This is a genomic window from Acinetobacter sp. CY81, from assembly GCF_059515925.1.
This window is the reverse complement of the sequence record NZ_JCAKNC010000009.1, coordinates 112,388-125,669: the sequence shown is the minus strand read 5'-3', so window position 1 is coordinate 125,669 and position 13,282 is coordinate 112,388. Positions and strand designations below refer to the sequence as shown.

General features: G+C 38.2%; 13 protein-coding genes. 7 read left to right on the top strand and 6 right to left on the bottom strand.

Annotated elements, in window-relative coordinates:
- Window positions 1-191 precede the first annotated feature (191 nt).
- Window positions 192-794 (bottom strand): TetR/AcrR family transcriptional regulator, encoded by a 603-nt coding sequence (locus tag AC5YDM_RS11320; protein WP_496152211.1) that lies wholly within the window; start codon window positions 792-794, stop codon window positions 192-194.
- 86 nt (window positions 795-880) lie between these two features.
- On the opposite strand from AC5YDM_RS11320, the gene AC5YDM_RS11315 reads away from it, so the two are divergent.
- Window positions 881-2,089 (top strand): oxygenase MpaB family protein, encoded by a 1,209-nt coding sequence (locus AC5YDM_RS11315; protein WP_496152210.1) that lies wholly within the window; start codon window positions 881-883, stop codon window positions 2,087-2,089.
- 83 nt (window positions 2,090-2,172) lie between these two features.
- Here AC5YDM_RS11315 and AC5YDM_RS11310 read toward each other — a convergent pair whose 3' ends face one another.
- The 3 genes from AC5YDM_RS11310 to def form a co-directional block, all read right to left on the bottom strand.
- Window positions 2,173-4,278: a TonB-dependent copper receptor gene (locus tag AC5YDM_RS11310; protein ID WP_496152209.1), complete on the bottom strand. Its 2,106-nt coding sequence runs from the start codon at window positions 4,276-4,278 to the stop codon at window positions 2,173-2,175.
- 68 nt (window positions 4,279-4,346) lie between these two features.
- A complete protein-coding gene (locus tag AC5YDM_RS11305) occupies window positions 4,347-4,805 on the bottom strand; it encodes a DUF2946 domain-containing protein (RefSeq protein WP_496152208.1) in 459 nt (152 codons plus the stop codon).
- Window positions 4,806-4,894: 89 nt separating this feature from the next.
- Window positions 4,895-5,425: a peptide deformylase gene (gene def, locus AC5YDM_RS11300; RefSeq protein WP_496152207.1), complete on the bottom strand. Its 531-nt coding sequence runs from the start codon at window positions 5,423-5,425 to the stop codon at window positions 4,895-4,897.
- Between the two features lie 122 nt (window positions 5,426-5,547).
- Between def and AC5YDM_RS11295 the strand changes: the two genes are divergently transcribed.
- From AC5YDM_RS11295 to tsaC, 3 genes are all read left to right on the top strand, one after another.
- On the top strand, window positions 5,548-6,699 hold the full coding sequence (locus AC5YDM_RS11295; protein WP_496152206.1) for a LysM peptidoglycan-binding domain-containing protein: 1,152 nt from the start codon (window positions 5,548-5,550) through the stop codon (window positions 6,697-6,699).
- Window positions 6,700-6,851: 152 nt separating this feature from the next.
- Entirely contained in the window at window positions 6,852-8,165 is a 1,314-nt protein-coding gene (dprA, locus tag AC5YDM_RS11290) for a DNA-processing protein DprA (RefSeq protein WP_496152205.1), read from the top strand.
- Between the two features lie 39 nt (window positions 8,166-8,204).
- Complete coding sequence (tsaC, locus tag AC5YDM_RS11285; RefSeq protein ID WP_496152204.1) at window positions 8,205-8,774, top strand: L-threonylcarbamoyladenylate synthase type 1 TsaC; 570 nt, start codon at window positions 8,205-8,207, stop codon at window positions 8,772-8,774.
- A 446-nt stretch (window positions 8,775-9,220) separates the two neighbouring features.
- On the opposite strand, the gene AC5YDM_RS11280 is transcribed toward tsaC, so the two are convergent.
- Window positions 9,221-10,105 carry a DMT family transporter gene (locus AC5YDM_RS11280; RefSeq protein WP_496152203.1) on the bottom strand — a complete coding sequence of 295 codons (885 nt, stop codon included), beginning with the start codon at window positions 10,103-10,105 and terminating at the stop codon, window positions 9,221-9,223.
- A gap of 519 nt (window positions 10,106-10,624) precedes the next feature.
- Here AC5YDM_RS11280 and AC5YDM_RS11275 point away from each other — a divergent pair.
- The 3 genes from AC5YDM_RS11275 to AC5YDM_RS11265 all read left to right on the top strand — a co-directional run bounded on the left by AC5YDM_RS11275 (window position 10,625) and on the right by AC5YDM_RS11265 (window position 12,668).
- Window positions 10,625-11,149, top strand: coding sequence for a PM1805 family lipoprotein (locus AC5YDM_RS11275; RefSeq protein WP_496152202.1), 525 nt, complete (start codon window positions 10,625-10,627; stop codon window positions 11,147-11,149).
- A 144-nt stretch (window positions 11,150-11,293) separates the two neighbouring features.
- Window positions 11,294-11,836 (top strand): glutathione peroxidase, encoded by a 543-nt coding sequence (locus AC5YDM_RS11270; protein WP_496152201.1) that lies wholly within the window; start codon window positions 11,294-11,296, stop codon window positions 11,834-11,836.
- Between the two features lie 208 nt (window positions 11,837-12,044).
- On the top strand, window positions 12,045-12,668 hold the full coding sequence (locus AC5YDM_RS11265) for a PM1805 family lipoprotein (protein ID WP_496152200.1): 624 nt from the start codon (window positions 12,045-12,047) through the stop codon (window positions 12,666-12,668).
- Window positions 12,669-12,699: 31 nt separating this feature from the next.
- On the opposite strand, the gene AC5YDM_RS11260 is transcribed toward AC5YDM_RS11265, so the two are convergent.
- Window positions 12,700-13,134 (bottom strand): hypothetical protein, encoded by a 435-nt coding sequence (locus tag AC5YDM_RS11260; RefSeq protein WP_496152199.1) that lies wholly within the window; start codon window positions 13,132-13,134, stop codon window positions 12,700-12,702.
- Between the last annotated feature and the right edge of the window lie 148 nt (window positions 13,135-13,282).

Below are 13,282 nucleotides of genomic sequence, written 5' to 3'. Positions count from 1 at the left end.
CAACCAATCAGGCTAAACCATTGTTTATCAACAAGTTTTAATTAACATCACCGCCGATGGATGTGCATTCTACAGCATTTCTAAACCGTTGCAACCCTTTTACAAATAAAGATTTTTCGTATGGATATTTAATAATCCAAAAATTTATAAGTTATTAATATTTATATATATTTTAATTTAAATAAATTTAACTATTCACTTTCTTTTTCTAAGTAGCTAATGATCATAATGGATAACTCTTTCTTAAGCTGTTGTTCTGTAATAAGAAAGTCATTATTACTTACATAACGCATCATAGTGAATAAGGTGCTGTTAATGATAACGAATGATTTATGTTTGAGCGTTTCAAAGCTCCAATGCGGATAAAAGCGATTAAATACATATAAACCCACTTCTAAAAAATGTTTTTCCAAGATTTCTGCAGCTTCTGAATTGTTATATCCGTGCCAATATTTGAGAACTTCAATAAAGAATCCGTTGTCCTCTCGCATCACATCAAAACCAAATTGAAGGCTCATATCAATCAGTGCTTTCAATTCGATCTGTTCTTTGACCATTGCCATTTGTTTTAAAGCCAATCCTAAGTTTTCACTTTTACGGCGTAGTAGTTCCAATATGATTTGGTCTTTATTTTCAAAGTACTGATAAATAGACCCTACACTGACTCCTGATTTCTCTGCGATCTTCGGTGTTGTGACTTGCATTAACCCATATTCTGCAATGCATATTTGAGTTGCTTCCAGAATCGTATCGACAATGACTTTGGCTCTTTGTTGTTGTGGTCTTTTTCTCATAGTGCCTTCAGTAATAAAATGCGAATTGAATGCGAATAAATATTCATATTAATCTTTGATCAAATAATAATCAGAGCTATATAAGTATGTCAAACCTTCACGCCCCAAAACGCCTAGCCTCTTTTGATAAGATGGTTAAGAGTGATTTGCTATCTAAAATTTTGAACAAAGTCACTCAACAAAATTTCATTCCTAGCTATGAAGACTATTTGGCATTGAATAAAAGTATGTTTACAGGTGATGTCCCTATGGATAAGGTTATGGCTTGGGTGATGACCAATCCTCGACAGCACCGCAAGCTGTTTGAAACAGCACTTTACAAAGGTCTAGATCATTTACCTGAAGACATTCCAGTCTTAACTGAATTTTTCAATTTGGTAGAAACACTACCTGAATGGTTTGATCCATCAAAAATTAAGACATCTCTTCAATTCACCCATCGTCTGGGTACCAACAGCACCTTTATTCTTAGAGATTTGGCACTGATGACGGGATATCAGTACCCTGGTTTTAATCAACCGCTGATATTAACAGGGGCTTTGAGTAAATATGCAGGCAAGCGTCTCGCTGAAACGCACAAGTGGTGGTTGGATGTGAATAAAGAAAATGGGTTTGATCGTTTTAATGACGGCTTTACCTCTACGATCTTTGTCCGTTTTATTCATTCCTTGGTGCGCTATCAATTGAATAAATCAAAAGAATGGGATACTGAAACTTGGGGCATACCGATCAATCAATTTGATCAAGCGTTAACGAATGTTGCCTTTAGTGGTGTTTTATTATTAGGGATTCGTGGAATTGGGATTTTTCCAAACAAAGACGAAGTCGATGCGATGATGCATTTTTGGAAATACACAGGCTGGTTGATGGGAGTAGATGAAAAATGGCTTATCAATAAAGAATCAGAGGGTTGGAAATTACTACAATGGATGAACTATGCACATCCTAAGGTGGATGAAAGTAGTAAATCACTAGCAGTCAGTCTATCAAAAGAACCTTTTGAACGCGAATACAAACACTTTAACCATTTTTTTCAGAAGAAAGCCTATCGGAATCATCTCGATGTAACGCAGATGTTTTTGGGTCGTAAAAAAATGAAAAATTTAGGCTTAAAACCCCGTGCAGTGGCTTGGTATCCGCTTTATTTATTGGCGAAAAATACAGTGATCTACAACAGTGCTAAACAGATTCCCAAACTTGATGCTTATTTACAGAAAAGAGGGCGTCAACAACAGGAAGATGCTTTAGAACTTTATCAAAATGCAGGTAAACAATTGGCAAGTATGCATCAATAGTTTCATTTTAGTTTCTATTTTGAATCAATAAAAAAGACCGAGTCATTAAGCTCGGTCTTTTACTTTCTAATGGTTAATAGAACTTAAAACTTCATACTGATGCGCGCCCAGTAGTTACGACCAATATTATTAAATTGCTTAGTTGCAGCCAAACCTGTTCCTGCATCACCTAATTTATTAAGATGTTCGGTATAGGTTTTATTGAGGACATTATCGATACCGACAGACAGATCCACACCCTCTTGAATGTGATAGGTTCCATTTAAAGACAATGTGCCAAAACCTGCACTTTCTTTTAGGTCATAGCCAACAATATTTCCTTGATTCAAACTCACACGGTTTTGGCCATCTACCAAGCGCCAGTATGCACCCAGTGTATAGTTATCTTGGATATAACGTAGATTGACACGTGCTTCTAAAGGTGAAATTTGCGGTAGCGGTTTGTTGTCTGTGGTGTTTTTACCCCATGCATACATCGCACTTACATCCGCTTGAATCGCATCTGTGAATTGGTAACCCACACCTGCTTCAGCCCCTGCGATGGTGGCATCGACATTTTTAGCGCCTGCACTGAATGTAGAACCATGACTATGACCATCCATATTTGCATGATCATGATAACTCATCAGAATAAAATCATTGATCAATCCTGCATAAGCAGATGCCCATGAGCTAAAAACCCCATGTTGATGTTGATAACCAAAATCAAGCTGCAAGGTTTTTTCAGTATCCACTCCATTAAAGGTATTACTTGAGCCCGCATTGCCGTGTTTTGGACTATACAGTTCCCAATAATCAGGCATCCGCTCTACAAAGCCTAAACCGATATAGGTTTTACCATCATCATGTTCAGGATGTGCATTTTCAAAACGAATAAATCCACTGGCTAAAGTTTTATCCAATTCACGATTAAAACCCTTTGTAATGGAGTTCTGACGTAAATCTTCAACCTTGACTTGATCTACACGAACACCTGAAACCAATTTATTGTTTTCACTCAATTGATAGCTCAACTCTCCAAAACCACCATAGGAGTTAAAATGCATATCTTCTTTCATCGGCATATTCATACTATGTGAAACCATACCGCCTGCATGCTTATTATTTTGAGTATCAACACCTGTAATGAATTGAACTTTATCCCATTCATGTGTGACTGCCATTCGTGCATTCACAGTACGGCGTGTCACTTGCATTGATGATTTATCTAAATACATCTCATGGGTAGCGTGATCATGCTTCATTGGAGCCTGACGTAAGCTAAAGTTATCCATGACATGATCATTGAAATTGTAATTCACCTGCGCTTCAATTTTTTTGATCACATCGGTGACATTTTTCTTCTCAAAGCGTAACCCCAAACTCTCACGTTTAAACTGCGATCCATCCATTGCACGACCTGCGTACATCGCTTCACCATCTGCTGTACCACCTGTCAGCTCTAGCCACGTATTTTCATCAGGTGTCCAACCAAGGGTTAAATCTGCATTCCAACGCATCCAATCTGAAGGCACAGTATTTCCATCGCCATCTTGGTAGCTATTTGACAACGAGCGATTGGTATTTAGACGCACATATTTCTGCTCATCGCCAATAGCAGCTTCAATATTTTGATCTAAACGACCGTAAGAACCCACAACCACGCTCGCCTGCCCACGATAATTTTTATCATCGTTGAATTGTTCTGGACGACGCTCAAAGATTACTGTTGCAGCGGAACCTGTATTGGCATATTGAACGGTTTGAGGTCCTTTAATCACGGAAATACGATCATAACTTTCAGGTGAAATATATGACGTTGGCGAGTCCATACGACTCGGACATGCGCCTAAATTTTCTGTGCCATCGGTTAGGATTTTAATTCGTGAACCAAACATGCCACGAAAAGTTACATCACCATTGGTTCCTGCACCGCTATTCACAGCACTAAAACCAACAATACTTTGTAAATAATCTGCACCATCTGTGGCAGGAATGGGTTGAATCGGCTGTTTTGGATCAGCACGAACAATCAAACCATTGGCATCATTGCCTTGATGAGCCGTCGCAACAATCGGTGCCAAACTGACGGATTGTTTTGTCGAATTTGAATTTTTTTGAACTTCAGAACTTGCACTCGCAGTACCTGAATAAAAGACAACACAAATCGCAGCCGCAAGAGGCTGTAAAAAGAATTTTGGCTGAGCCATTTCTAAATCTCACTAATACATAAATAAAATGTGCTGGAATCCATAAAGACCCAGAGAAAAGATTTGATTTATGTAAAAAGTGGTGGCGCGCGCCCTTGAGGAAGAAGGTATAAGCGTTGTAGCTGGAAATAAACATGCTTAAACGCTTTTTCAAATGCAAGCAGTCGGACTTGAATCCGTACCAAGACTTCTTTAACTTGCAATTCAGGTGGCAAAACCAAATTACCAAATACCGTACAGTATTGGCATTGATGATTTACATCATGATGGTTGTGATCTGAATGGGCGGCATGGGCTTGAAGCTGTGCATGCTGTTGCGCAGAATGATGTTGATGATCACTCCCATGCTGTTGATGTAATTGGGACGATGCTGAATTGAGCGTTGAATAAGGCTGTTCAAATAAGGCACGGGTGATCGTTTCGCAAACCGGAGCAATTTGAAACTGCTTTGGTAGCAAAGGCTGTAAAAACACAGCGATCTGTAATAATACTGCCGTAAACCCAAGCAGAAACCCGACTCTTAGCAAATACCCGACTCAAACATTTACACCAAATCATTATAACAAAGCCCAATCGAGATTGGGCTTTGTAAATTAATAAAAGGCTTAAACAGAAATTAGCGTTTTACGGCTACTTTTTCCTTTTGACGTTGTCGTACAACCTTTTCAACTTTTTCACGTGCACGTTGACGTTTTAATGGTGATAGATAGTCGACAAACAGCTTGCCATCTAAGTGATCCATTTCATGCTGAATACATACAGCCAATAAACCATCAGCATCCATTTCAAATGCTTGACCATCGAGACCAATTGCTTCGATTTTCACACGTGACGGACGATCAACTTTATCGTATATTTGTGGTACAGAAAGACAGCCCTCTTCATAAGGTTGCGTTTCTTCTGTTAGAGCAGTCACTTTGGGGTTGATAAAAACCATCGGCTGATCTTTATCTTCAGACAAATCCATGACGATAAGCTGAATATGATGATCAACTTGTGTCGCTGCTAGGCCAATGCCTGGTGCTTCATACATGGTTTCAAACATGTCTGCTGCAAGTTGACGAATTTCATCCGTCACTTCACTGACAGGTTTTGCAATGGTACGCAAACGGGGATCAGGAAAACTTAAAATAGGTAATAAGGCCATACTGCTCCTCACTGGCTATGCCATTGATCTTAAAAAATTAATGAAGTTGATGCTTCATTTAGTAATACGTGTAATATGCGTATTATAGCGCAAATAGATACATAATTTTAGGAATTATGATAATGAAAAAGCTTTTCAATGGCACAAACCATTTACGTGCTAAGGGGTTTAAACAACACTGTGTTGCTCTTGCAATTTGCTTAAGTGCTGGCGTATTTACAACACAAATAACACAAGCCAGCCCGAACAATTCACCACCTGCACTTAAAGCAAGTGCGCCAAATGTATATGTCGTAAAAAAAGGCGATACATTGTGGGATATTTCTGGAAAGTTCTTAAGTTCGCCTTGGCGTTGGAAAGAGATTTGGGCGAGCAATCGTCATGTTAAAAATCCACATTGGATTTATCCAGGTGATCGCCTTTTACTTTGTACTTTAGATGGTCGTCCATTGATTGGTAAAGATGAAGGTGATGGCTGTGAAGGTGTCATTCGTCGTCATGGCGGCGGCACTTCATTACAACCTCAAATCCGCGTTGAATCATTAAACAATACCATTCCAGTCATTCCTGCTGCACATATTCAGCAGTGGTTAGATCATGGTTTGATTATCGCACCAGAGTCGATCGTAGGTACGCCTTATATCCTTGGGACGGCAGATAATCGTGTTGTTGCGGGTGTAGGTCAAACTGTTTATGCACGTGGTAATGGCTTAGTTGCAGGTCAAAACTACGGCGTATTCCGCGAGTCTGAACCGTACACTGTGACCAATGCTAAGGGCAAAAAACAGATTGTCGCTGCTGAATTACTCGAAGTTGCAGCAGGTACTGCGATTGAAAGTGAAGGTGATGTGACGACATTAGAACTGACTGAAAGCTTCAATGCGGAAGTCCGTCGTGGTGACTTGGTTCTACCGCGTTATAACCCTGAATTACCAAGTTTGTTCTACCCAACTGCAACCAATGAAGTGACCGCAGATGGTCAAATCGTTCGTGTGATGGGATCAATTGGTACAGCGGCGCAACGCAGTGTGGTAACAGTGAATCGTGGTGCTATGCATGGTGCTAAAGCTGGACATGTACTAAGTATTTACCAACAAGGTGAAGTCGTTCGTGACCCTAAAACTAAAGAGTCGGTTAAACTTCCGAACCCACGTGTAGGGAATCTAATGATCTTTAAAACTTTTGATCAGTTCAGCTATGCTTATATTTTAGATAGTTCACTTCCTGTAAAAGTGGGTGCTTTAATTCAAGCGCCACCAACAACACAGAACTAATCATGCAGTATTCATTCTTCAAATGAATGAAATGACATGAATGAAACCCTATCAGGCTGTTCTTTAAAAACTTAGAGAACAGCCTATTTATATCTGAACCCACGATATAAAATGACTCACTGAAAATAAAAACAATAAAAACAGGTATGAATATGATGGATCACCCTTCTCAAGATCATTTGAATCACATTACCCTATGGTATTTGGTTCAACATTCGCTTTCGTCTTATCAGAAATTGATTCGTCATTTTGGATCTGCACATAGCGCAATTCAAAGTACCAATTTAGAAAAATGGTCTGATCTATCGTTGCATAAGAATCATGTTGAACGTGCCACGCATTTCCAAACACCAATTGAGCAAGAAAAATTTCAGCGTTGCCTTGAAAAGTTACGCGCATCTTGCGACTTTATATTGCTTGATAGTGACGCTGATTATCCTAAACAATTGCTCCCTTATGCTGATCGACCACCGATCTTATTTGGTCAAGGGTCTTATCAAAACCTGAGTCAACCTCAAGTTGCCATTGTCGGTAGTCGTAAGCCTAGCCCTCATGGCAAGCAAGTGGCTTATGATTTTGCCTATTATTTAAGTGACAAAGGTTTTTTCATCACCAGTGGATTAGCGCAAGGTATAGATGAAGCTGCACATTTGGGTGCATTAAAGAATCACCGAACGATTGCAGTAGTCGGAACTGGGCTAGACTCTATTTACCCTACGCAGAATCGTCACTTACATGAACAAATATTGCAACATTCAGGTACGATCATTTCGGAATTTTTGCCTGAAACCAAACCATTACAGCACAACTTTCCACGGCGAAATCGTATAGTGAGTGGTTTAAGCTTAGGGGTATTGGTCGCTGAAGCAAAGCTGAACAGCGGCTCTTTAATCACTGCACAAGCGGCAGCGAATCAGGGTAAAGTAACTTTTGCCATTCCAGGGCATATTTATAGTGAGTTTCATCAAGGTTGCCATCAACTGATTCGCGAGGGTGCAATCTTGGTCGATCATCCTGAGCAAATCATTGAAGACTTAGCACTACCGACACAGTGGCAACACAATCAAAATAGCAATAATCAATCAGAGCCAAAAAATCTTCATCCAAAACTAGAAAGTAACCCTGCTCTCACCAATGGCGAAGCCCCAATTTCAGTATTAGACAATCCATATAAAGTTCAAATCTTAGCCAATCTAAACATAAATCATGAAATAAATGACTCATCAGAACCTACTTCATTAAAAGAGAGCAAAAATAGTAAAGCACTGAACTTAACACCTGAATTACCGACCCATCTTTTTAAAATTTATCAACAACTTGATTGGGTTGGACAAAGCTTGGATGAGGTGGCATATGCGCTTGACATACAAACTGCTGAATTAACAGGATTGCTCATGGAACTTGAGCTCATGGGACTCGTGATTCAACAATCAGGCTTATATCTACGTTGCCGACAAAGTCATTAAGGTTCACAATAAGTTCTTTTACACCACAGGTATCCCGTTATGATTACAACCTCAGTTGCTGAGGCTGCGAAATGTTTAGAGCAAGGTCAAGTGCTTGCTTATCCAACAGAGGCAGTATGGGGCTTAGGTTGCGACCCGTTTAATGAGTCTGCTTTTTTAGAAATTTTACGCTTAAAGCAACGTCCTATCGAAAAAGGAGTCATTCTTTTGGCAGGGCAAATCAGCCAAGTTGAACACTTACTTCAATCACTCGATGCCACGACACGTCAACAAGTGATCGACAGTTGGACCCATCAGTCTGGTCATGACCGTGCTACAACGTGGCTACTCCCAGCAGATGACAGTATTCCGCATTGGATTAAAGGCGATCACCCCAAAGTGGCCGTTCGTGTGACCAACCATCCACTCTGTATCGCACTTTGTAATGCTTTCAATGGTTTTATCGTTTCAACCAGTGCCAATCTCGCAGGGCAATCTGCTGCTCGCTCAATTCAAGATGTGAGTCAATATTTTGGTTCTGAATTGAACTATTTGAATGGTGATTTGGGCTTAAGCCAAGAAGCCAGCCGAATTATTGATGCTATGACGGGTGAAGTGATTCGTCATTAAATACCTCATCATGACGACATAGCAACGGAATCAAAGTTATTTATAAATGGAACTGCCTTATCACTTAAAACGATAAATTTAAGACAAAAAAAAGCTCAGCCTATAGGTTGGCTGAGCATAAAAAGGATGTGTATACCACATCCAGAGGGTACGAAAATTCGTTTGCAGAACAAAAAGCTTTTGTTTATTGAGCACTTTGTTTGCTATGAGCGCATTATGCAATAAAATAATCTGTACGACAAATGAGCTTCTGTGATACATATCACACATTTATTTATACAAAAAAACAATAACAAGAAGGTTTAAAATAAGTACTTATTTTTTATTGGTTAATCCATTTTTTTTAAAAACATATATAGAAACTAAGAATCAATAAAATTTCATTTTTTTAGTTCGGATACTTTTTTATTATTTATATATATTCAATCTCTTCGATTTACCACAGATTAAACGCGCTTTTGTGCTAAAGCAATCCCTAAAAGAATAATCACGCCACCAATTGTATGATAAATCGTCCATGCTTCATTCAGCCAAAAATATGCAATCAATGCTGTTCCAATGGGCATAACATTCATAAAAATACTGGTTCGATTGGGCCCAATATATTGCACAGCCATCATCCATACCAATGGCGCAACAATAGAAGGAAATACTCCTGCATACAATACACTACCAACATTTTGACTATTGATGGCATCTAATCCCAATACAAAAACGAATGGCAAATGAAATAACAGCGCAAATGCAATTTGTACGTAAAGGCTGGTTAATAATGGAATTTTAATCTGCCATTTTTTCAAAAATACGCCATAAAAAGCATATAAAAAAACAGCAAGAATCATCAAGAGATCACCCCAATGCCCTGCGAGGTGCATTAAGCTTTGGAGATTGCCTTGACTCATCACATACAACAAACCCAGAAAGGACAATATGCCGCCAATTACCGCATAGCGTGTCGGCATTTCCTTTAAGATAAATATTGAAATGAAAATCGTAAAAATTGGAGTAAATGCGTTGATGATGCCCATATTGGTCGCGGTGGTATAGTGCGCTGCGCTATAGGCCAGTCCTTGATAAAAGACCATCCCACAAGCACCCAATACTACGAACTGCCATGCATGTTGGCGGATTTCGGTACGGTATTTCCATACGCTTAAAAGCACAAAAGGACTCATTAAAACAAAAGCAATCAACCAACGATAAAAACTGATACTAATCGGAGAAATGAACTCTGCTACATAACGTGTGACTGTAATGTTTAATGACCAAATCAATACGGCAATCATCGGTAAAGCATAAGCCCACCAACGCTGATTCGATGGATTAAACATACAATAATGATCCTTTAATGATTAGTTTTTGAATGACAAATATTTAAAACGAAACAATGAACAAATAGAAGTTTACTCAGTTGAAAAAACTTACAAGTCCTTTGGGTCAATTCATATATCAACAAAAATTGTTTTAAATGCTTTGATGGATTTGTCTTCTAAATGCGTCACTATATCTGAAGTAGTAGATGCTGTGTAGCAACTTAGCTTTACATTTATATTGATTAGTTTATCTACAAAAATACTATATATCTATTTTCAAATGCATGAGAAATTATGCTTACAAATGAAGCGTTTGATCTGGTAGTGATTGTATAGATAACACAAACTTCAGATTAAATACTCACCTTTATTTTCAAATTATCAGTCACTCATCATGCTATACATGCAGTGACTTTAAATATAAATACAGATTGAATCATAGAATCTACGGGTATCAGATTCAATGATTAACATTTGATTCCACAGTTTTTAATTAAAAATAGTGCAAATCAAATCTGCACACTAAAAGGAAAAATGATGAAAAAATTAATTCTTGCATCTTTATGCGCTGTCGCTTTGGGTCTAACGGCTTGTGAAAAAAAACCAAATGATGCAGAAACAACTACTTCAACAACAACTGCTGCTACAACAGTCACAGCTTTAACCAACGGTGTTGATGCAGATATACGTGCCGATCTTGATAAGATTCAAACCTTATCTAATGCAAAAGCACAGGAAGCATTAAAATTTCAAAATGACGTGATGCAAGCGGCTCAAAAAGGCGATAAAGCAGCTTTAGATGCTGTGGTAGATTCAATGGACAAATATGTCGATAGTTTCAATGACGAACTTGAAGCACTTGATTTGAAAAGTGCTGAAGCAGATTCAATTCGTGACAAAATGAAAGAATCAAATGATCTTGGTTTAGACCTAGCAGAAGCTGGTGTAGAAACTCCACCTAATATGGAAAAAATCACTGAACTTCAGAAGAAAGCAACTGAACTTCAACAATCTTTACTTCAAGAAATGCAAACACTTCAAACCAAAGTGACTGCAAAATAATTTATAAATTTCAAAACTAAAAACAGGCTCAATGCCTGTTTTTTTTGCATTTAAAATCATCATCTCATTATAAATCTTTACTTGAATTGAAACAGCGAACACGATACAACACGGTTATGCACACATACTTTTAAGGAACAAAAAATGGCTTCTGTTTATCAAATTCCTGTTAAAACCATTCAAGGCAATGAAGTTGATCTAAGTCAATATCAAGGCAAAGTGCTATTGGTTGTAAACGTCGCTTCAAAATGTGGTCTTACACCACAATACGAAGGGCTTGAAAAACTCTACGAAGCACAAAAAGAAAATGGTCTAGAAATTTTAGGCTTTCCTGCGAATAACTTCTTGGCACAAGAACCCGGTACAGATGCTGAAATTCAAGAATTTTGTTCACTCACTTATGATGTGAAATTCCCACTTTTCTCTAAAATTTCAGTCGCTGGTGATGATAAGCATCCACTGTATCAAACTTTGACTCAAGCCATTCCAGAGCGTGTTGGCGAAGGTCCTTGGTGGAAAGATTTAGTTGATTATGGTTTAACACCAAATCCTAAACCTGAAGTACTTTGGAACTTTGAAAAATTCCTTGTCAATAAGAAAGGCGAAGTCGTTGCCCGTTTTGCTCCAGATATCACAGCAGATGATGTTCGCTTAGTTGATGCGATTAATGCTGAACTGGCCAAATAAAGTTAATAATTTTTAAAGTTACAGCTAGAAACGACATATTTCTGGCTGTTTTTCTAAAAATCTTCAATATCCATCTCAATTAAATACCACTTTAAAAATAATAATTTCAAATAAATCTGATGATTTTGTTATGACTTTGCAACAATCTATATTGTCTTCATGATTATTCGATATATTCTAAACAATTGAATATTTGGACTTTTAGGCCATGAAAAATTTTCTTCAAGCTAAACTCCTCCCTCTTTCAGCATTGACTGCAATTCTTTTTCTAAGTGCATGTGACTCTTCATCAAATAAAGCAGAAGAAGCTGAAACAAGTGATCAAACTTCAGTTACACAAACAGAGAAGCAGAGCGGTGAGGCTGATAATCAAGAGAGTGAATCAAGCAATCAGGCTGATTTGAAATCGGGTAATTTCTTCTATATTGCACGTGATGTTGCAGATGTTCAACTGAAAGCTGGCGACTACATTGCACAGTTGCAACAATCTCAAGAAAACTTACAACAAGCATTGGATACTAAAGATATTCAACAACTTGAAAGTACAGTTACGGCTTTAAAATCTCAATTGACTGGTTTTAATCAGGCCTTGGATCAGCTCAATCTAAAAAGTAGTGAAATTGACAATATTCGTCAAAACATTCAAACAGCAAATGAACAAGCATTGAAGTCTCCACTCTTAAATGGACAAGTTGATTTTAGTCAGGTCGATTTCAATAAAATTGAACAGCAACTTGGTTCGGTTCAAAGTGAGATGTTAAAACTTGCTGCCATGTTGATTCCAAAGTCTGGATCATCAAGCGATGCAGACACTACTGGAAACAAAGAATAATTGTTTAATTAAGGGAGTGCATAGCGCCCTTCTATCCTAATTCCTTTGCTGAATTGTGTTTGGTTCGGCAAAGGCGGTCTTGCCCCAATGCTCTGATAGCATCTTGTTTAAGCCTAGATCGTGGAAATTGATATCCCTTGGGTAAATATAGAGTCAAATTTGTTGTTGTCGGGCTAATACTTTCCAATGTAGTTTTATACAGATAGACCCCTCCTTTAGAGCGTCCAAATAGAGTCGCCATTTCCAAATCAGGCTCAAATTTATTGTCAGTAAAGACAAATCCTTTTTCACTGGTAAATGCCATACATTGGCTATAAGCATCTCTAAGGTTGTCGTATGCTTGTTCATAACCAATGTTGATTTCTTGGCTCAGTCCATTCGCCACTGAATTGGCCACCAAATCTGCTTCTGTCGGTTCAGTTGGACTAAGGAGAAAATGTTGTTGGCAAGCGGTGAGCCATAGCATACTGCTACACACACCTATTTTTATGATTTTTAAATATAAATTTGACAATGTTGTACCTTTCTTATTTTTAATACTTACGAAATACTGAATGATTGAATGTCTCAGCATATGCATTGTCGATGATTAATACGCATGCTTTAATGTTTGA

Bases quoted from the DNA above. Each gene is read 5' to 3' on its own strand.
- AC5YDM_RS11320 (WP_496152211.1), bottom strand. From the start codon at position 794: ATGAGAAAAAGACCACAACAACAAAGAGCCAAAGTCATTGTCGATACG.
- AC5YDM_RS11315 (WP_496152210.1), top strand. From the start codon at position 881: ATGTCAAACCTTCACGCCCCAAAACGCCTAGCCTCTTTTGATAAGATG.
- AC5YDM_RS11310 (WP_496152209.1), bottom strand. From the start codon at position 4,278: ATGGCTCAGCCAAAATTCTTTTTACAGCCTCTTGCGGCTGCGATTTGT.
- def (WP_496152207.1), bottom strand. From the start codon at position 5,425: ATGGCCTTATTACCTATTTTAAGTTTTCCTGATCCCCGTTTGCGTACC.
- AC5YDM_RS11295 (WP_496152206.1), top strand. From the start codon at position 5,548: ATGAAAAAGCTTTTCAATGGCACAAACCATTTACGTGCTAAGGGGTTT.
- dprA (WP_496152205.1), top strand. From the start codon at position 6,852: ATGATGGATCACCCTTCTCAAGATCATTTGAATCACATTACCCTATGG.
- tsaC (WP_496152204.1), top strand. From the start codon at position 8,205: ATGATTACAACCTCAGTTGCTGAGGCTGCGAAATGTTTAGAGCAAGGT.
- AC5YDM_RS11280 (WP_496152203.1), bottom strand. From the start codon at position 10,105: ATGTTTAATCCATCGAATCAGCGTTGGTGGGCTTATGCTTTACCGATG.
- AC5YDM_RS11275 (WP_496152202.1), top strand. From the start codon at position 10,625: ATGAAAAAATTAATTCTTGCATCTTTATGCGCTGTCGCTTTGGGTCTA.
- AC5YDM_RS11270 (WP_496152201.1), top strand. From the start codon at position 11,294: ATGGCTTCTGTTTATCAAATTCCTGTTAAAACCATTCAAGGCAATGAA.
- AC5YDM_RS11265 (WP_496152200.1), top strand. From the start codon at position 12,045: ATGAAAAATTTTCTTCAAGCTAAACTCCTCCCTCTTTCAGCATTGACT.
- AC5YDM_RS11260 (WP_496152199.1), bottom strand. From the start codon at position 13,134: ATGCTATGGCTCACCGCTTGCCAACAACATTTTCTCCTTAGTCCAACT.